Origin of the sequence: Knoellia flava TL1, assembly GCF_000768675.1 — a bacterium.
Taxonomy (GTDB): domain Bacteria; phylum Actinomycetota; class Actinomycetes; order Actinomycetales; family Dermatophilaceae; genus Knoellia; species Knoellia flava.
On the sequence record NZ_AVPI01000048.1, the window covers coordinates 1 to 18,638 of the forward strand.

At 71.8% G+C, this 18,638-nt stretch carries 15 protein-coding genes and 1 pseudogene; 4 read left to right on the top strand and 12 right to left on the bottom strand.

Annotated features, from left to right (window positions below):
• The 3 genes from N798_RS13675 to N798_RS18445 form a co-directional block, all read right to left on the bottom strand.
• A partial coding sequence (locus N798_RS13675; RefSeq protein WP_035949364.1) for a ribonuclease E/G occupies positions 1 to 2,665 on the bottom strand: 2,665 nt, incomplete at its 3' end.
• 177 nt (positions 2,666 to 2,842) lie between these two features.
• Positions 2,843 to 3,592 carry a TIGR03936 family radical SAM-associated protein gene (locus N798_RS13680; RefSeq protein WP_035949366.1) on the bottom strand — a complete coding sequence of 250 codons (750 nt, stop codon included), beginning with the start codon at positions 3,590 to 3,592 and terminating at the stop codon, positions 2,843 to 2,845.
• 88 nt (positions 3,593 to 3,680) lie between these two features.
• Positions 3,681 to 4,610: an MSMEG_6728 family protein gene (locus tag N798_RS18445; RefSeq protein ID WP_188450452.1), complete on the bottom strand. Its 930-nt coding sequence runs from the start codon at positions 4,608 to 4,610 to the stop codon at positions 3,681 to 3,683.
• A gap of 215 nt (positions 4,611 to 4,825) precedes the next feature.
• Here N798_RS18445 and N798_RS13690 point away from each other — a divergent pair, with 215 nt between their 5' ends.
• A complete protein-coding gene (locus N798_RS13690) occupies positions 4,826 to 5,836 on the top strand; it encodes a TerC/Alx family metal homeostasis membrane protein (protein ID WP_035949368.1) in 1,011 nt (336 codons plus the stop codon).
• 122 nt (positions 5,837 to 5,958) lie between these two features.
• On the opposite strand, the gene N798_RS17530 is transcribed toward N798_RS13690, so the two are convergent.
• The 5 genes from N798_RS17530 to N798_RS13710 all read right to left on the bottom strand — a co-directional run bounded on the left by N798_RS17530 (position 5,959) and on the right by N798_RS13710 (position 12,009).
• Complete coding sequence (locus N798_RS17530; protein ID WP_052117360.1) at positions 5,959 to 6,765, bottom strand: hypothetical protein; 807 nt, start codon at positions 6,763 to 6,765, stop codon at positions 5,959 to 5,961.
• On the bottom strand, positions 6,762 to 7,718 hold the full coding sequence (locus N798_RS13695) for a hypothetical protein (RefSeq protein WP_035949370.1): 957 nt from the start codon (positions 7,716 to 7,718) through the stop codon (positions 6,762 to 6,764). The genes N798_RS17530 and N798_RS13695 overlap by 4 nt, the downstream gene beginning before the upstream one ends.
• A gap of 172 nt (positions 7,719 to 7,890) precedes the next feature.
• On the bottom strand, positions 7,891 to 9,096 hold the full coding sequence (locus tag N798_RS13700; RefSeq protein ID WP_052117361.1) for an endonuclease/exonuclease/phosphatase family protein: 1,206 nt from the start codon (positions 9,094 to 9,096) through the stop codon (positions 7,891 to 7,893).
• Between the two features lie 244 nt (positions 9,097 to 9,340).
• The gene (locus N798_RS13705) at positions 9,341 to 9,802 is read right to left on the bottom strand and encodes a VOC family protein (protein ID WP_035949372.1); all 462 of its coding nucleotides are present in this window, start codon (positions 9,800 to 9,802) and stop codon (positions 9,341 to 9,343) included.
• A gap of 218 nt (positions 9,803 to 10,020) precedes the next feature.
• Positions 10,021 to 12,009 carry a TIGR03960 family B12-binding radical SAM protein gene (locus tag N798_RS13710; protein ID WP_035949374.1) on the bottom strand — a complete coding sequence of 663 codons (1,989 nt, stop codon included), beginning with the start codon at positions 12,007 to 12,009 and terminating at the stop codon, positions 10,021 to 10,023.
• 85 nt (positions 12,010 to 12,094) lie between these two features.
• On the opposite strand from N798_RS13710, the gene N798_RS13715 reads away from it, so the two are divergent.
• Genes N798_RS13715 through N798_RS13725 form a run of 3 tightly spaced genes read left to right on the top strand, consistent with a single transcriptional unit; the run spans position 12,095 to position 14,209 of the window.
• Entirely contained in the window at positions 12,095 to 12,676 is a 582-nt protein-coding gene (locus tag N798_RS13715; protein ID WP_035949387.1) for an RNA polymerase sigma factor, read from the top strand.
• Positions 12,673 to 13,590 (top strand): hypothetical protein, encoded by a 918-nt coding sequence (locus N798_RS13720; RefSeq protein WP_035949376.1) that lies wholly within the window; start codon positions 12,673 to 12,675, stop codon positions 13,588 to 13,590. Before N798_RS13715 ends, N798_RS13720 begins: the two co-directional genes overlap by 4 nt.
• Before the next feature lie 19 nt (positions 13,591 to 13,609).
• Entirely contained in the window at positions 13,610 to 14,209 is a 600-nt protein-coding gene (locus N798_RS13725; protein WP_035949378.1) for a protein-L-isoaspartate O-methyltransferase family protein, read from the top strand.
• 95 nt (positions 14,210 to 14,304) lie between these two features.
• Here the strand turns inward: N798_RS13725 and N798_RS13730 are convergent, their stop codons facing one another.
• The 4 genes and pseudogenes from N798_RS13730 to truB all read right to left on the bottom strand — a co-directional run.
• Positions 14,305 to 16,185 carry an AMP-dependent synthetase/ligase gene (locus N798_RS13730; protein WP_052117362.1) on the bottom strand — a complete coding sequence of 627 codons (1,881 nt, stop codon included), beginning with the start codon at positions 16,183 to 16,185 and terminating at the stop codon, positions 14,305 to 14,307.
• A 140-nt stretch (positions 16,186 to 16,325) separates the two neighbouring features.
• Entirely contained in the window at positions 16,326 to 17,462 is a 1,137-nt protein-coding gene (locus tag N798_RS13735; protein WP_035949380.1) for an FtsW/RodA/SpoVE family cell cycle protein, read from the bottom strand.
• A complete protein-coding gene (locus tag N798_RS13740) occupies positions 17,426 to 18,388 on the bottom strand; it encodes a bifunctional riboflavin kinase/FAD synthetase (RefSeq protein ID WP_035949391.1) in 963 nt (320 codons plus the stop codon). The genes N798_RS13735 and N798_RS13740 overlap by 37 nt, the downstream gene beginning before the upstream one ends.
• 10 nt (positions 18,389 to 18,398) lie before the next feature.
• A pseudogene (truB, locus tag N798_RS13745) lies at positions 18,399 to 18,638 on the bottom strand (tRNA pseudouridine(55) synthase TruB); the annotation flags it as partial.

Here is an 18,638-nt window from a genome sequence, read left to right on the forward strand (position 1 = left end):
GTGCCGGAGCCGCCTCCGGTGCGGGCTCGGTCTGCGCGTGGCCGGCGTCGCCGCCCTTGCCGCCGCGGCGGCCGCGTCCACGACCCGACCCCTTGTCGCTGCTGCCGCCGCCGTTGCCGTGCGAGTGGCCCTGGTCGGCGCCCGAGCTCGAGCGGTCGATCGGCTCGGCCTGGACGATAATGCCGCGGCCGGCGCAGTGCTCGCAGGGCTCGGAGAAGACCTCGATGAGGCCGGAGCCGACCCGCTTGCGGGTCATCTGGACGAGGCCGAGCGAGGTGACCTCGGCGACCTGGTGCTTCGTGCGGTCGCGCCCGAGGCACTCGAGGAGGCGGCGGACGACGAGGTCGCGGTTGGACTCGAGCACCATGTCGATGAAGTCGATGACGATGATGCCGCCGATGTCGCGCAGGCGGAGCTGGCGGACGATCTCCTCGGCTGCCTCGATGTTGTTCTTGGTGACGGTCTCCTCGAGGTTGCCGCCGGAGCCGACGAACTTGCCGGTGTTGACGTCGACGACGGTCATCGCCTCGGTGCGGTCGATGACGAGCGAGCCACCCGAGGGCAGCCAGACCTTGCGGTCCATCGCCTTGGCGATCTGCTCGTCGACGCGGTAGTGCGCGAAGAGGTCGTTCTCGGACGTCCAGTGGGTGAGGCGTGCGGCGAGGTCAGGGGCGACGTCCTCGACGTAGCCGCTCACCTCCGACCACGCCTGGTCGCCGGAGACGACGAGCTCACTGAAGTCCTCGGTGAAGACGTCGCGGATGACGCGGACCGTGAGGTCGGCCTCTCCGTGCAGCAGGACTGGGGCCCCGCCGTTGCTCGCCTTCTTGGACGCGGCGGCCTTGGCCTTCTTCTGGATGTTGTCCCAGGCCTTGGTGAGCCGCTCGACGTCGGCCCGCAGCTCCTCCTCGGAGGCGCCCTCGGCCGCAGTGCGCACGATGACGCCGGCGGAGTCGGGGACGACCTCCTTGAGGATGGCCTTGAGGCGGGCGCGCTCGGTGTCGGGCAGCTTGCGCGAGATCCCGGTCATCGAGCCCTCGGGCACGTAGACGAGGTAGCGGCCGGGCAGCGAGATCTGGCTCGTGAGCCGGGCGCCCTTGTGCCCGATCGGGTCCTTGGTCACCTGGACGAGGACGGTGTCGCCGGAGCCGAGCGCGTTCTCGATGCGCTTGGCCTGGTTCTGCTCGAGGCCCGCGGCGTCCCAGTTGACCTCGCCGGCGTAGAGAACGGCGTTGCGGCCCTTGCCGATGTCGACGAAGGCGGCCTCCATCGAGGGCAGGACGTTCTGGACGCGGCCGAGGTAGACGTTGCCGGCCATGGAGGCGTTCGACTCGCGTGACACGTAGTGCTCGACGAGGACGCCGTCCTCGAGGACGCCGATCTGGGTCTTGTCGCCCTTGCCGCGCACGGCCATGACGCGCTCGACCGACTCGCGACGGGCCAGGAACTCGGCCTCGGTGATGATCGTGCGGCGTCGGCCGGCCTCGCGGCCCTCGCGACGGCGCTGCTTCTTGGCCTCGAGCCGGGTCGAGCCCTTGACGGCGGTCGGCTCGTCGCGGTCCTTGCGCGGCTCGCGGACCTTGGTGACGGTGCCGGGCGGGTCGTCGCTGTCACCGGAGGAGCCGGAGCGGCGACGACGGCGGCGGCGACGGCTCGAGCCGCCCTCGCCCTGGTCGGCGTCGGCGGAGTCGTCGGCGGGGCCCGTCCCGCTCTCGTCGGCGTCGGCGTCGGCCGACGCACCCGCAGCCTTGTCCTTCGCGTCGGGCGTGCTGGACGCGCCGGTCGCCGAGTCGCCCTTGCCCTCGGCCTGCTCGGAGCGGTCGGACGCGCCGCGACCACGACGCCCACGGCCGCCGCGACGACGGCGGCGGCCGCCCTCGCTCGACTCCTCGGCGGCCTCGTCCCGGGTCTCTCGCGACTGGTCCTCGGTCTCATCGGTCGGCTCGTCCTGCACCGCAGGCTCGGCGGGGCGCTCGGCCGGGGCCTGCGCGGGCGAGGTGGCGCGGCGCCGGCGGGGAGCGGCGGTCACGTCGGGCGCCTGGAAGAGGAGACCGAACGACGACATCGGTGCTGGGGCAGCCGGCACCTCCTCGGGGAGGATCTCGGTCTCGCCCTCGGTGGCCACGTCCTCGTCGTCCGTCTGCTCGTCCACCACGGGCTCGGGAAGCGGCTCGGGCTCGACGGCGGCGGCCTTGCGGCTGCGCGAGCGCTTCTTGGGCGCGGCCTCGTCGGCGCTCTCGCCCTCGGCCTTCGTGCCCTTCTTCGCCCTGGCGGTCCTGCCGGCCTTCTTCGGCTTCTCGGGCTGCTCGTCGGACGGGGCCGCCTCCGTGCTGGCCGCCTCGGCGCTGGCCGCCTCCGTGGTGGGCGCCTCGACCTCGGCCGCGGCCTCGTCGGTCGTCGCGGCCTTGGCGGCCTTCTTGGCGGTCTTGCGGGGCGCCCGCTTCTTCGGAGCGGGCTCGGCCACGACCTCCGCAGGAGTCTCGTCCGAGGTCGTCGCGGAAACGGTGGCGTCCGCGCTCACCGCGGGAGCGGCGGCCTTCTTCGTCGCGCGGCGACGGCGGGGTGCGGCCTTGGGCGCGGCGTCCGCGCCGGCCTCGGCGCCGGGGACGTCGAGCGTGGGGACCTCACCGTCGGAGGACGTGGTGGGTTCGTCGTGGGAAGCCATGTGGGTGGCCCTTCTGGCGCCACGTAGCCGTCAGCCACACCGTCCGGAGGTCCGGACCTGCCGGCCCCGTGGGGCTCGGAGTAGCGATCGTGTGCGAGGAGGTCCCCACCACGGAAGTCAGATGTGCTGTCCCTCAAGGCAGTTCGCGCGGCGAGTCAACTCCGCTGCGGCACCGCTTCAGGAACCGACGGCGTCCTTGTCGGCGGCCAGTGGATCGGCCACCCCGGCCTCTGCGGTGCGCAGCGGGCCCTGCGCCAGTCGTGTCACCAGGGGTGGCACCGGAGGCTCGAGCTCGGAGACGGCATGCAGTGCGGTCAGGATGTCATCGGGGCGAACGGACGGTGTGGTGTGCCGAACGACCATCTGCAGTATCGCACACGACGGGTCGCCGGTCCCGGTGACGACCATCGACACGACGGCCGATCTCACGTCGAACGTCTTGGGCCCCGTCTTGAACGTCCGGGTCACCTCCGCGACATCGGTCGCGAGGAACCGCTCGACGGCATACGAGAGGGTCTCGGTGGGGACGCCGCGCATCTCGAGGCGCCAGACGCTGGCCTCCAGACGCTCGGCGAGGCTTCCCGGGCCGGCCTCGACGACCTCGAGGACGTCGAGGTCCGGTGGCAGCGCGGCGTCGAGCGCGACGCGCAGCGCCTCCGGGTCGACGCGCTCGGTCACCGAGATCTCGAAGTACTCGGCCTCGGAGGCCGTGCCGGTGGGCGCGGCGTTGGCGTAGCTGATCTTGGGGTGCGGGTGGAACCCGGCCGAGAACGCCATCGGCACACCCGCGCGACGCAGCGCGCGCTCGAGCGCCCGGGCGAAGTCCCGGGTCGAGGAGAAGCGGAGCCGTCCGCGCTTCTCGTAGCGGATGCGGAGCTTCTGGACCGCCGGGGGCGGCGGAGGACCTTCGGGAGTGCGACGTGCCATGGTCCGCCCAGCCTATTTCAGGTCCAGCCTCCCCCTCGCACGCCCGTATGCCGTCCGCTCCCCCGTCCTGGACGCGAGCGCCGTGCGTTCAGGGCAGGACGAGCCGCGGCCGACCCGGCTCGTGCCCCGGGTCCACCGCCCTCGGCGTGACGACGAGTCCGGCACCGAGGTCGTCGGCCAGCTCGCGGGTCACGAGCCCTCGCCGTACGAAGCGGAACTCGGGGCGGTGCGCCGCCTCCTCCGTCATGGCCAGGCGGTCCGCCTCGGTGGGCTCGCGCGCGATCGAGGAGCTCACCGCCCCGGTGCTCTCACGCGCCGGAGGGGCTGCGGCAAGGGCAGGCAGCGGAGGCCGGTCGACGACCCAGAGCGTCGTCCCCGGTGTGCACAGCCCGGCGAGCAGACCGAAGGTGGGCGCATCCTCCGCGTCCGCGTCCTCGAGCACCACGTCGTCGCCGGCGGACAGTCGAACCACGACCTCCTCGGCGCCCGGTGGGGCCGCGTCCAGCCCGAGGTGGGCGGCCGCGTCGGCGAGCGCCAGGGGCTCGTCCGCGGTCGAGGGCAGCGGCCACCGCGGGTAGGTCGGGTCGGGCCAGACGTAGGGCAGGTCGTCGGGGACGTCGCCGAAGAGCGGCCGGTAGTGCTCGGGGTCCTTGCGGACGAGCGCCGACCGGTGGCTGAGGTGCAGCGCCTCGTCACCGACCCAGGGCGGGAGGCGGCCGGAGTCGTGCAGCGAGTCCCAGTCGGGCTCCTGCCCGCCCGTGAACTCGAGGAGCGCGGCGCGGGTGGCGTCCGCGCGGCCGCGGGCGCGCCACTCGTCAACGCAGGCGAGCCCGTAGGCCACGAGGCCCGGCACGAAGCCACGCCACATGCGGGTGGCCGGGTGGTTCTTCCACCCGTAGGTCGGCCAGGTGAGGGCACGCAGCACCTGGAAGGTCTCGACCCGCTGCTTGCCGAGCCGGCGGTCGTCGAGGGCGGCCGCGCTCTCGCGGGGGTCGGCATACGGCAGGAAGGTCTGCATCCCCTCGGTTCTACCCGCAGGGACCAGCGACGAAGCGAGAGGGCCGCGGGTGTTTTGCCACGCGACGCGAGGATTCCCTACAATCTGTCCACGAGGGGAGTACTTCTCGAGCTCGTGTCGGTCAGTTCGGTCACCCAGACGGTGGCTCCGGCACGACACCGGCGGTTCGCCGCAGGTGAAGGAGACCTCATGACACCACGTCGTGAGGACCGCTCATGCTCTCTCTCGCCCCTGCCGCCGCGTCGGACGCAGTCGGCACCCCCACCCTCTGGCTCCTGACCATCGGCGCCGTCATCGGGCTGCTCGTGCTCGACTTCCTCGTCACGAGGCGGCCGCACGAGGTGTCGATGAAGGAGGCCGTCGCCTGGTCGGCGTTCTACGTCGCCATCCCCGTGGGCTTCGGCGTCTGGCTGTGGACCGCGCACGGCAGCCAGACCGGTGTCGAGTACTACACCGGCTACCTCGTCGAGAAGTCGCTCTCGGTCGACAACCTCTTCGTCTTCATGCTGTTGCTCACCGCCTTCGCGGTGCCGAAGCAGTACCAGCAGCGCGTGCTGCTCATCGGCGTCGCCGGCGCGATCGTGCTCCGGGGCATCTTCATCGCCCTCGGCGCCCAGCTCATCGCGACGTTCTCGTGGGCCTTCCTGCTCTTCGGCGTCATCCTGCTCGCCACCGCCGTCAAGGTGCTGCGCGACGCGCTCTCCGAGGCCGACCACGAGGTCGACATCGCGTCGCTGCGCTCGGTCCGACTCCTGCGCCGCTTCTGGCCGGTGACCGACGACTACCGCGGCACGCGGATGACGGTCACCGAGGCCGGGCGCCGGATGCTCACCCCGATGGCGCTCGTCGTCGTCGCGATCCTCGGCACCGACATCGTCTTCGCCATCGACTCGGTTCCCGCGGTCTACGGCATCACCGAGGACCCCTACCTCGTCTTCGCGACGAACGCCTTCGCCCTGCTCGGCCTGCGCGCGCTCTACTTCGTCCTCCAGGGCGCGCTCGGCTCGCTCAAGCACCTCGGCCACGGGCTCGCCGCCATCCTCGCGTTCATCGGCGTCAAGCTCGTCCTGCACTGGGCGCACGGCGTGTGGACGTGGGTGCCGGAGGTGCCGACGCTGTTCTCGCTCGGCGTCATCCTCGCCATCCTCGCGACCGCGACGACGACGAGCCTCATCGCCGCGCGGCGCGAGGAGGAGCGCGAGCGGGTCGAGACCCCCGCGAGCTGACCTGGTCCCGTCGCGAGGGCGGCGCACCGCGTCAGCGGAGTGCCGCCCTCTGGCGCGTATGGCGTGGCGCGGCGGACGGCATACGTCGCCTGGGTCGGCGTGCCCCGGCAGGAAGGGGTGGGTCAGCCGCGGCCCGGTGCGGGGGGCCAGACGTCGGCGAAGTAGTCGGGAAGGGAGTCGAACCCCACGGCCGGACCACCCGGCTTGGGCACCCGCAGCGCCTCCTCCACCTCCGACTCGAGCGTCGTCAGGGCCTTCTCGCAGGCGGTCATGGCCGTCCACGGATGGCTGCCGGCGTCGTCGGTGTCGTGCAGGAGCCCGCAGCTGTAGGACCCCTGCGCGCTCACGGAGGGCGGGTCGCCCTCCTGACGCGGCGGCGGCGCCGGCGTGTAGTGGGTGAGGCTGCTCGCGAGGGTGGACACGGCCTCCGCGACCTCCTCGAAGAAGGTCTCCCCCGCGGTCGAGACCGTCGCGGTCGCGCCCTTCATGTGCATCGCGCCGAAGTAGGCGGCGGACGTGCCGGCCTGCATCTTCGGGACGACCTCGCGGTAGGCGCGACCGGCGGGACCGCGCCAACTCTCGACCGCCGGGAGGTTCTTGGAGTCGACGTCGTCGTAGGCGTCGGACGCGTGCCCCATCGCCGTCTGCCACTTCGTCGCCCGGGTGTCGAGGGCTCCGACCCATGCTGAGTCGTCGACGTACTTCTCAGCCCACGTGACGACGGCGGACACCTTGTCGCGGTACTCCATCCAGGAGTGACCCGACGACGGCCTCGCCCCGTCGACGTACTGGACCTGGTCGAGGGCGCAGGTGTGGAGGTTGTGGCTGTTGACGTAGGTGAGGTACTCGCTGTCGATGTCCTTGACGTAGGTCCGCAGCGTGCCGAGGCTCGTGCGGAGGGTGCTCACCGACGCGCTCACCGTGCTCATGCCTGGACTCCGTTCGGTTCGGGACGAACCCGGCCCGTCGGCAGCCGGTCGTCGGCCACCTGCGTGACGTCCTTGCCGTCGACGTCGAGGAAGACGAGGTGGGGCTCGCCGTCGCGCAGCTCGACGACCGCGTAGTCGGCGCCCTCGGGCAGCGCCCGGCTCCACTCGGTGCGGGCCGGCTGAGCCGTCGGCTCCGTGGCACCGCTGCCTGCGACGACCCGTGCCTCCGGGTCCTGCGCGAGGTCGACCTGCTCCGCGAACGCGACCGGTCGTCCCCCGTGGGACTGCCAAGTGGCACCGTCGCGCGGCTCGGCGTCGGTGTCGACGTAGGTGATGCGCGGCTCGCCGTCGACCATCGTCACGACGATGCGGTCGGCCCGCTCGGGAATGCGCTCGACGTCGCGGCCGTCGACGGCACGGCCCTCCCCCGGCTCCATGACTCGCGGGGACCACGAGACCTCGCCGGTCTCCGGGTCGACCGTGCGGTCGAAGGTGATGTCGGGGTCCTTGGGGTCGGTGGGCATGGGGTCGGTGGACTGCTGCGGACCGAGCAGGTCGGTGTAGTGACCCTCACCCTTGCCTCCGTGGTCACCACCGCCGCCCGTGCCGGCGCTGCCACCCGAGCCGCCGCCACTGCCACCACCGCCGCCGGCGGCGGCGGCCGTGCGCACCCGGGAGTCCGCGTCGTCGTCGTCCCCGGTCGTCTGGGCGTTGTTGCTCGTGACGTTGGTCGCCGTCGCCCTGAGCCGCGACGCGCCCAGCTCGAGCATGTTCTGCACGGCAAGGTCGGCGGCGGAGTACTTCTCGCCGACGACGGACTGGAACCCGCCGAACGAGACCCCCAGTGCCGGGACCGCGCGGTGCGCCTGCCCCAACGACTCCGACGCCGCACTCCACTGCGTCGCGTCCGAGCCCATGTCGGCCGGGACCACCCTGATCCGTTCGTCGCCCATGCGTCGCCTCCCTCCGCCCGTGGGGCGACGTCCCCCGTCGCACCCGTTCGCGGACACGCTAGGCGTTCGGGAACCCTCCTGACGATGGGGAGCACTCCCCCACGTCACGACGCACGTATGCCGTGGCACCCGCGGGTGCCACGGCATACGGCGTCGTTCGTGGTGGGTGAGGTCAGCGCAGGGTGACGTCCGCCCAGACGAGTCGGTGGTCACTCGTCGGGAAGGGGAAGACGCCGGTGAGGCGGAAGAGTGGGTCGCTCTGGACGGGCCAGAAGACGCCGGAGTCCTGGACCGTGAAGTGGCGCGACAGCAGCGTGTAGTCGACGCGCAGGTTGCCGGGGGCGCTGTCGGAGAAGTCGGCGGTGTCGTACTTCGGGTCGCCGCGGTGGGTGAGGTTGGCGCCGCCCTGGAGCCGGGCCGCCTCGACCGCGCCCTCGGAAGTGGCCTGCGGGTCGACGATCCGCTTGTTGCCGAGCAGCTGGTGGATCGCGTTGTCGTAGGAGTCGCCGTCGAACGGGTCGGCGTTGTAGTCGCCGAGGATGACGAAGCTCTCGCTCGGGTTGAGCCCGCCTCGGGCGCCGGCGTCGTCGTAGATGTAGGAGCCCTGGCCCGGCGTGACGTAGTCGGCCCAGAAGCGGATCTCGTCGTGGTTGCGACGTCCGTTGCGGTCCTCGGGACCGTCGAAGCTCGGCGGCGTCGGGTGGGCGGCAAGGACGTGGACGGTGCGCTTGCCGACGGTCACCGGGACGTCCCAGTGCGACTTGCTCGACAGGCGGAGGATCGCCTGCTCCTCCGGCGAGTACCAGTCGGTGGGCAGGACGTTGCCGGGCATGTCCTTCCAGAGGAAGTGCTGGAAGGTGCGGACCTCGTCGGTGCGGATCGGGTACTTGGACAGGACGACCATGCCGTACTGGCCCGGGAAGAGACCGAAGCCGAAGGCGTCGTCGCCCCCGCCGACGGTGCCGTCGTTGTTGAGGTCGAACCCGGTCGGGACGCCGGTGTTGGACGGCGCGACGAAGGAGTAGGGGTAGTCGACCGGCGAGGCGCCGCTCTGGCCGACCTCGAGGTAGTTGTCGCGGAAGAGGTCGACCGCTCGACCACCCTCGACGTAGTCGAACTCGTTGAGCAGGACGATGTCGGGGTTGGCGCGCTGGATGACCTCGGCGACCGCCTTGGCCTGGGCGTTGTCCGGCGTCGACAGGTCGGTGACGAGCTGCCCGGCGGTGTTGCGGTTGAGCGAGAGGTTGTAGGTCGCGACCCGCAGCGACTCGCCGCGCGCGTCGGCGGGTGGGTCGGTGGGCGCGGCCTGGGCTCCGGCGGCGGGAGCGAGGGCGAGGAGCGCGGCGGCGCAGGTCATGGCGGCTCGGGCGAGGTTCATCGTGCGGTCCTTGGTCGGTGTGCGGGGGTGTCCCACAACCTAGCCACGGACGGCGTCGGGATGTCCCCTCGCAGGTGAACGCTCCGCGACCCCGTATGCCGTCCGCCCGCCTCCCGGTGGCCCGCCGGGCGACATGGGCTCCGTCCGGGTCGAGAGTGCACGACACGCCGTCGACGAGGTGGCCGCACGGCGTGTCGTGCACTCTCGACCTCAGCCGTTCTGGGTTCGGGCCCTGAGCCGCCCCTCAGTCGAGGCAGAACTCGTTGTCCTCGGGGTCGGCCATGACGATGAACCCGGCCTCTATCGGCGGCTCGGGCTCGACCCGCCGCAGCCGTCGGGCGCCGAGGCCGACGAGCCGCTCGCACTCGGCCTCGAGGGCCGCCATCCGGTCGTCGCCCTCGAGCCCCGGAGCGGCGCGCACGTCGAGGTGGACCCGGTTCTTGGCGACCTTGTCCTCGGGCACCTGCTGGAAGAAGACGCGTGGCCCGTCACCGTCGGGATCTTCGATCGCCGAGCGCGAGTTGTGCTGGTCCTCGGGGACGCCGATCCGGGTGAGGAACTCGTCCCAGGCGGCGAGCGGGTCGCCGCCCTCGGGCACCTCGACGCCCGGCGGGCCGGGGATGGCGTAGCCGAGCGCGGCAGCCCAGAACCTCGACTGGGCCCGCGGGTCGTGGGCGTCGAACGTCACCTGGATCGTGCGGCTCATGCGAGCCAGCGTGGCACCGACCCCCGACAGCCGGCCTGCCGTTGCGTCCGGCAAAGTGGTCGCTAGGGCGTCATCGTGCCGGACGCAAGGGAGAGATGCGGTGCAACGTCCGGCAACGTGACGGCATACCCACCACAGTGCCGGACGCAAGGGGGAGGGGGCGGTGCAACGTCCGGCAAGTTGACGGCATACCCACCACAGTGCCGGACGCAAGCGGGTCAGGCGTGGGAGTGCTCGGCCATCGCGGCCTTGCCGGCACCGAGGACGGTGAGCGGCAGGAGGACCTTGCCGGTGGGCCCGATCTCGATCTCGGTCCCCATCTGGGGGCACACACCGCAGTCGAAGCACGGCGTCCAGCGGCAGTCGTCGACCTCAGTCTCGTCGATGGCGTCGAGCCAGTCCTGCCAGAGCCACTCCTTGTCGAGGCCCGAGTCGACGACGTCCCAGGGCAGGAACTCGGACTCGTCGCGCTCGCGGGTGGTGTACCAGTCGACGTCGATTGGCCACGGGCTCGCGGCGAAGGCCTTCTCGGCCGAGGCCATCCACAGGTCGTAGGAGAAGTGCTCGCTCCAGCCGTCGAACCGGCCGCCGTCGCGCCAGACCTGCTCGATGACGGCGCCGACACGGCGGTCACCGCGCGAGAGCAGTCCCTCCACGATGCCGGGCTTGCCGTCGTGGTAGCGGAAGCCGATGGACGAGCCCAGGCGGCGGTCCGAGCGGATCGCGTCGCGCAGCTTCTCGAGCCGCGCGTCGGTCTCGTCGGCGGAGAGCTGCCCGACCCACTGGAACGGGGTGTGCGGCTTGGGCACGAACCCGCCGATCGACACCGTGCAGCGGATGTCCTTGCGCCCGCTCACCTGGCGGCCGGTCTCGATGACCCGCTTGGCGAGCTCGGCGATCTGCAGCACGTCCTCGTCGGTCTCGGTCGGGAGCCCGCACATGAAGTAGAGCTTGACGTTGCGCCAGCCCGCGCCGTAGGCCGCCGAGACCGTCTTGATGAGGTCGTCCTCGGTGACCATCTTGTTGATGACCTTGCGGATCCGCTCGCTGCCACCCTCGGGCGCGAACGTCAGTCCGGAGCGACGCCCGTTGCGGGTGAGCTCGTTGGCGAGGTCGATGTTGAAGGCGTCGACGCGGGTCGACGGCAGCGAGAGGCCGGTGTTGGTGCCCTCGTAGCGGTCGGCGAGGCCCTTGGTGATGTCGGCGATCTCGGAGTGGTCGGCACTCGACAGCGAGAGCAGTCCGACCTCCTCGAACCCGGTGGCTGCGAGGCCCTTCTCGACCATCTCGCCGATGCCGGTGATCGACCGCTCGCGCACCGGACGGGTGATCATGCCGGCTTGGCAGAAGCGGCAGCCACGGGTGCACCCGCGGAAGATCTCGACGGACATGCGCTCGTGCACCGACTCGGCGAGCGGCACGAGCGGCTGCTTCGGGTAGGGCCAGGCGTCGAGGTCCATGACGGTGTGCTTCGAGACGCGCCACGGCACGCCGGGCTCGGTCGGCGCGATGCGCTGGATGCGCCCGTCGGGCAGGTAGGTCACCTCGTAGAACGCGGGCACGTAGACGCCGCCGGTCCTCGCGAGGCGCAGCAGCAGCTCGCGCCGGCCTCCCGGCATACCCTCGCTCTTCCAGGCACGGATGAGGTCGGTGACCATGAGGACCGCCTCCTCGCCGTCGCCGATGATCGCGGCGTCGACGAAGTCGGCGATCGTCTCGGGGTTGAAGGCGGCGTGACCACCGGCGATGACGATGGTGTCGCCGTCGACGCGGTCGCGGGCGTGCAGCGGAATGCCCGCGAGGTCGAGCGCGGTGAGGAGGTTGGTGTAGCCGAGCTCGGTGGAGAAGGAGACACCGAGGACGTCGAAGTCGCCGACCGCGCGGTGGCCGTCGACGGTGAACTGCGGCACCCCGGCCGAGCGCATGAGCGCCTCCATGTCGGGCCACACGGCATAGGTGCGCTCCGCGAGCGCGTCCGGGACCTCGTTGAGGACCTCGTAGAGGATCATCGAGCCCTGGTTGGGCACGCCCACCTCGTAGGCGTCGGGGTACATGAGCGCCCAGCGGACTGTCGCGTCGCCGCCGACGTGCCAGTCCTTGACGGTCGAGTTGAGCTCGCCGCCGACGTACTGGATCGGCTTGCTCACCTGTTCGAGCAGGGGCTCGAGGTCAGGGAAGAGCGAGGCGCCGGCGGTACGGGTGTGCATCCGTCAAGGGTACGTTCGGGGCGCCCCCTGCCCCAAAGTCGTGCGACACACCTGCGGGCCGGGGCGACATGTAGGGGGCATGGGCATGGACGACACCGGGCCGCCGGACGAGCGTGAGGCGCGCCGGAACCGCTTCGAGACGGTCTACGACGCGACGTATGCCGCGGTGCTGCGGTTCGCGCAGCGCCGCGTCCACCCGTCGCATGCCGAGGACGTGGCCGCCGACGTCTTCGTCGTCGCGTGGCGGCGGCTCGACGACGTGCCGGTCGAACCGGACGAGGCCCGGGCGTGGCTCTTCGGCGTGGCCCGGCGCGTGCTCATGGCGAGCCAGCGGGCCGAGCAGCGTCGGGCCGCCCTCACCGTCCGGGTCGCCGACGACCAGGTGACCGGGCGCCTCGGCTCGGGCATCGACGCCGATGTCGTCCTGCACCACGTCGACCTCGCCCGGGCGTGGCGCCGGCTCAGCCCGGTGCACCAGGAGTCGCTCGCCCTCGTCGTCTGGGACGACCTCAGCTCACCGCAGGCCGCGGAGGTGCTCGGCATCTCACCGGTGGCGTTCCGGCTGCGGCTCAGCCGGGCTCGACGCGCCCTGCGGCACCACCTCTCGAGCCCGGCCCCGGCACGCGGCGGCTCGCCAGCGACCCTCCAGCAGAGGAGCACGACATGACCCTCGACCTCACCGACGAGCGCCTCGACGCCGCCGTCGCCCGGCTCGACCCCTCGTCACCCACCCTGACCGCCTCCGAGCAGCACCACGCCGACGACCTCCGGGCACGCATCCTCGCCTCGGCGCCGGACGCCAACGTCCTCGGCCGGCCACCGGTCCCGCTGCCGCCGTCGGCTGCTCGCCGTCGCCGCACCCGGTGGGTCCTCGCCGGTGGTGCCGTCGCCGCGACGACGGCAGCGCTCGTCATCGTGCCCCAGCTCGGCGACGAGGCAACCCGCCCGACGGCGTGGTCGGCCACCCCGACCGCCCTGTCGCGCGACGACGCCCGCGAGCTCGGCGAGGCCTGCCTCGACACGACCCAGACGCTGATGAGCCGGCCGCACAGCACGGCCGAGGGGTCGTTCGACCCGGAGCAGCGCCGGGCGATGCGGGTCGTCGTCGCCGAGCGACGCGGGCCCTACGACGCCGTCGTCCTCGGCAACGCGGCGGGCTTCAACCTCACCTGCCTCACCTTCGCGACGGACGGGTGGGGGCCGACCGTGAGCGGCAGCCAGTTCCCGCTCGTGGCCCCGGCACGGGACAGCGCCTCGGTGGGTTCCGACGCCACGTCGAAGGAGGGCCTCGTCGACGGGCGTTTCCGCCGTGAGACCGCGAACATCGCCTACGGCCGCGTGGGTGCCGACGTCACCGGGGTCGAGCTCGACACCCCGGCCGGACGCGTCACCGCGAGCGTGACCCACGGCTGGTTCGCCGCGTCCTGGCCGAGCGCGGACCCGCTGGACGTCGACCCGATGTCGACGGTGCGGATGACGCTCACACTCGCGGACGGCCGCATGACGGGGCCCACGGCATACGACGCGTTGCCGCAACGGGACGTCCCGGCCGAGCTGCAGTCGAGCCCTGCACCGAGCTGACCCGGCGCACACTGGAGGGATGGATACGGCGGCTCGGGTGGCGGAGGCGATGGCCGCGTGGCCGCGCCAGGGGTTCCTGCCTCGACGCGAGCGACGGCACGCCGGGCGGGACGTGCCGCTGCCGATCGGGCACGGCCAGACGAACTCCCAGCCGCGGACGGTCGTGGCGATGCTCGAGCTGCTCGACGCCCGGCCCGGGGACCGGGTGCTCGACATCGGTGCAGGCTCGGGGTGGACGACCGCCCTGCTCGCGCACCTCACAGGCCCGGGTGGGTCGGTGGTCGGGGTCGAGCGGATCGAGGACATCGCGCTGGCCGGAGCGGCGAACCTCCAACGCACGGGTATGCCGTGGGCTCGCCTCGTGCTCGCCTCCCCCGGCGTGCTCGGGGCGCCGGGCGAGGGGCCGTTCGACCGGATCCTCGTCTCCGCCGAGGCGGAGTCGCTGCCCCGGGCGCTGCTCGGCCAGCTCGTGCCCGGCGGGGTCATGGTCGTGCCGGTGCGGGGGTGGATGCACCGGGTCGTGCGGGACCCCGGGTTCGACGCCGACGGGTCCCCGACCGGGGACGCGCACGTCGAGGTCCACGGCGCTTACCGGTTCGTGCCGCTCGTCGAGGACTGAGCGCGACGGCATACGGGGAACGACTTCTTGCGACTTCCAGCAGCTCGTCGCTGCGCTCCTCACCGCTGGAAGTCGCAATCAGTCGGAGATAGGCGTCAGGCCCCGGCGTAGTGGGCGTCGAGCGCGTCCTTGTAGCGCTCGGAGACGACCTTGCGCTTGAGCTTGAGGCTCGGCGTGAGCTCGCCGCTGTCGACGGTGAGGTCGTGGTCGAGGATGGTGAACTTCTTGACCGTCTCCCACCGGTTGAGGCCGGCATTGAGCTCGTCGACGTAGCCCTGGACCATCTCGTGCGCCTGCGGCGACGTGACGATCTCGGCATAGCTCTTGCCGCCGAGGCCGTTGTCGGCCGCCCAACCCTCGATGGCGTCGGGGTCGAGCGTGACGAGCGCGGAGACGAAGTTGCGGTCGGCGCCGTGGACGATGAACTGGCTCACGAACGGGCACATGCCCTTGAACTGTGACTCGATCATCGAGGGCGCGACATACTTGCCGCCGGAGGTCTTGAAGAGGTCCTTCTTGCGGTCGGTGATCTTGAGGAAGCCGCGGTCGTCGAGCTCGCCGATGTCGCCGGTGTGGAACCAGCCGTCGGCGTCGATGACCTCCGCCGTCGCCTCCGGGTTGTTGTGATACCCGTCCATGATCCCCTCGCCGCGGAGCAGGACCTCGCCGTCCTCGGCGATCCGGACCTCCGTGCCGGGCAGCGGCCACCCGACCGTGCCGTAGCGGTACGCGGCGGTGCGGTTGACCGTCGTCGCGGCGCAGGACTCGGTGAGGCCGTAACCCTCGCCGACGAGCATGCCCATCGAGTCGAACCAGCGGCCGACGTCCTGGTTGAGGGCCGCAGAGCCCGAGATGAAGAGGCGGACCCGACCACCGAAGCGCCCGCGCACCTTGCTGAGGACGAGCTTGTCGGCGAGCGCGTGCTTGCGGGCGAGCATGCCGCTCGGCTCCTTGCCCTGCGCGCGCAGGTCGCTCACCTCGCGGCCGACACCCTCGGCCCAGCGGAAGAGCTTGAGCTTCACGCCACCGTCGGACTCCATCATCATCTGGACCCGGTTGTAGGCCTTCTCGAAGATGCGGGGCGCGGCGCCCATGAACGTCGGCCTCACGACCGCGAGGTTGTCGACGATCTTGTCGATGCGTCCGTCGATGGCCGTGCAGAAGCCGATCTGCAGCGGCAGCGTGAGGAGCAGCTTGCCGAAGACGTGGGCCAGCGGCAGCCAGAGGTACTGGAGGTCGTCGTCGCGCAGGATGCCGATCGAGTCGGTCGCTGCGGCCTCGTAGGTCCACGCGCGGTGCAGCAGGCGCACGCCCTTGGGCCGGCCGGTGGTGCCCGACGTGTAGATGATCGTCGCGAGACGGTCCGGGGTCAGCGCGTCGATGCGCTCGTCGATGAGGCCCGGCATGCGCTCGAGCTCGGCGCGGCCCATCTCGGCGAGGTCGTCGAGGCTGATGACCCAGTCGTCCTCCCCCGCGGCGGCCGCGGGGTCGAAGGTCACGACCTTGGAGACGCCGGGCACCGAGCCGGCGATGCGGCGCAGCTTGGCGACCTGCTCGGCATCCTCGGCGAAGACGACCTTGCTCTGCGAGTCGGCGAGGATGAAGGCGACGTCGTCGTCGATCGTCGTGGGGTAGATCGTCGTCGTCACTCCACCGGCGACCATGACGGCCAGGTCGGCGAGGGCCCACTCGTAGCGGGTCGCCGAGGCGAGGGCCACGCGCTCCTCCGGGGCCACACCGAGAGCGACGAGCCCGGCGCCGATGGCGTCGACACGCGACTTCGCCTCGGCCCACGTCACGGTGAGCCACTCGTCACCGCTCTCGGTGACCTTGGCATACATGAACGCCGGTGAGTCGGGCGTCTTCTCGACGCGCTGTCGGAAGAGGTGGCCGACGCTCGCGGCGCGCTCCTCGATCAGGTGGTGGTCGACTGCCTCGTCGGCCGGCGAGTGGATCTGCGGAGTCGCTGCAAGCATCTGGGTTCCTCGTCATTGGGGAGCTCGTGGCCGGAATGCTCCCACACGACACACGGCGACGGACCCGGCTTGCGGCAAATGTGACCGACGAGTAATCGAGGCGGTCCGGACGCGGTCCCGTATGCCGTCGCGGCGCGGTGTCAGACGCGGTCGCGATGCGCGGCGGCATACGCGGCGTTGACGACACCGATCGCGAGCCACGAGGCGAACATCGAGGACCCGCCGTAGGACACGAAGGGCAGCGGTAGGCCTGTCACCGGCATGACGCCGAGGTTCATCCCGACGTTCTGGAAGACCTGGAACGCGAGCCACGTCCCGACCCCGACGCCCAGGAACCGTCCGAAGGCGTCACCCGAGCGCCCGGCGACGACGAAGACCCGGATGACGAGGAAGGCGAGGAGCACGAGGAGCCCGGCCGCACCGACGAACCCCAGCTCCTCCCCCGCGACCGAGAAGACGAAGTCGTTGAGCTGGTAGGGCACGAAGCCGCCTTGCGTCTGGCGCCCCTCCATGAAGCCCTGGCCGGTCCACCCACCCGAGCCGATGGCGAGCCGGACCTGCCGCGTCTGGTAGCCGATGCCCTGCGGGTCGGCGCTCGGGTCGGCGAAGGCGAGGAGGCGGTCGCGCTGGTAGTCGCTGAGCAGCGGCGTGGTGAGCGCGGCGACGACGAGCCCGACGGCGGCCACCCCGATCCCCACGACCCAGCGGCGCGGCGCCCCGGCGACGGCGATGACGACGAACGCCAGCGCGCCGAGGACGACGGCCGAACCGAGGTCGGGCTGGAGCATGATGAGCGCGACCGGGATGGCGGCGAGCAGCCACCCCAGAGCGACGTCACGGTTGCCGGGGGCGACCCGTCGCTCCCACCGGTCGGCGAGGACGAAGGCGAGCACGAGCGCGAGCCCGAGCTTGGCGAACTCCGAGGGCTGCACCGTGAACCCGGCGGCGATGGGGATCCACGATCGCGACCCGTTGATCGTCACCCCGAGCGGGGTGAGCACGGCGACGAGCCCGAGCAGCGAGAGGCCATAGATCAACGGTGCGACGAGCCGCAGCCCGTGGTGCCCCAGCCGAGCCACGCCGAGGGCGAGCCCGATTCCGATCGCGGTGTTGAGGAGGTGACGGACGAGGTATGCCGTCCCCGCGGCCTCGTGGGTCGCCGACCACACGAGGAGCGCACCAACCACCGACGTCCCGGCGGCACCGACGAGGAGGCCGAGGTCCTGCCGGAGCCAGCGGCTCAGGAGTGGACGATCTGGGTGAGCACCGCGCGGCACTGCTCGACGTCCTTGGCCATGGCGACGAGGAGGTCGTCGATGCTCTCGAAGCGCAGAGTCGGGCGGATGTGCTCGACGAACTCGACCATGACCCGCTCGTCGTAGAGGTCGAGGTCGTCGCGGTCGAGCACGTAGGCCTCGACGGTGCGGCGGTCCTCGGTGTCGAAGGTCGGGTTCGTGCCGATCGAGATGGCCGCGGGCATGGTGCGGTCGGGCTCGCCCTGCTCGAGGTCGAGGCGGGTGAGCCAGCCGGCGTAGACGCCCTCGGCGGGGACGAGGCCCATCGCGTCCGGCGACAGGTTGGCCGTGGGGTAGCCGAGCTCACGGCCGCGGTGGTGGCCGTGGACGACGGTGCCGATGACGCGGTGGGGTCGGCCGAGGGTGCGGGCTGCGGCCGCGACGTCACCGACGGAGAGGGCCTGGCGCACCGACGTCGACGACCAGCGGTGGTCCTCGCCGACGTCCTCGATCGCGACGACCTCGAAGCCGTGTCGGGCGCCGAGCTCGCGCAGGGTGTCGACGTTGCCGGAGTTGCGGTAGCCGAACTTCGTGTCGACGCCGACGACGACGGCCTTGGCGCCGAGGCCCTCGACGAAGGTCCGCAGGACGAACTCCTCCGGCGACTGCTGGGCGAACTCCGCGGTGAAGGGCAGGACGAGGAGACCGTCGATGCCGGTCGTCTCGAGCAGGTCGTCGCGGATCGACCCGGGCGAGATGAGCTCGGGGGCGCGCTCGGGGTGCAGCACGGCGACCGGGTGCGGCTCGAAGGTCACGGCGACGGCGGGCAGCCCGAGCTCGTGCCCGGTCTCGACGAGCTGGGTGAGCACCGCCCGGTGGCCCCGGTGGACGCCGTCGAAGTTGCCGAGGGTGACGACGCAGGGTCGCAGCTCGTCGGGCGTGGCTGCGGGGTCGGTGAACCGGTGCACGGTGGACACTCTACGAACTCGCCGGGGCGAAGACGACGTGGCTCCGGGCCGTGGGCCTGCTCTCGTCGAGCATGGCGACGAGCGAGCCGTCCGGCCCGAAGGCCGCGACCGGCTCGGTGCGACCCGGCTCGGCGGACGGCAGGCGCTGGCCGTAGCCGATGGTGCGGGCCTCGTCGGCCGACAGCTCGCGTGCGGCGAAGCCGGCCCGGGCTGCGTCGGCGAGCGGCACGACCGGCATCGTCTCGCCTTG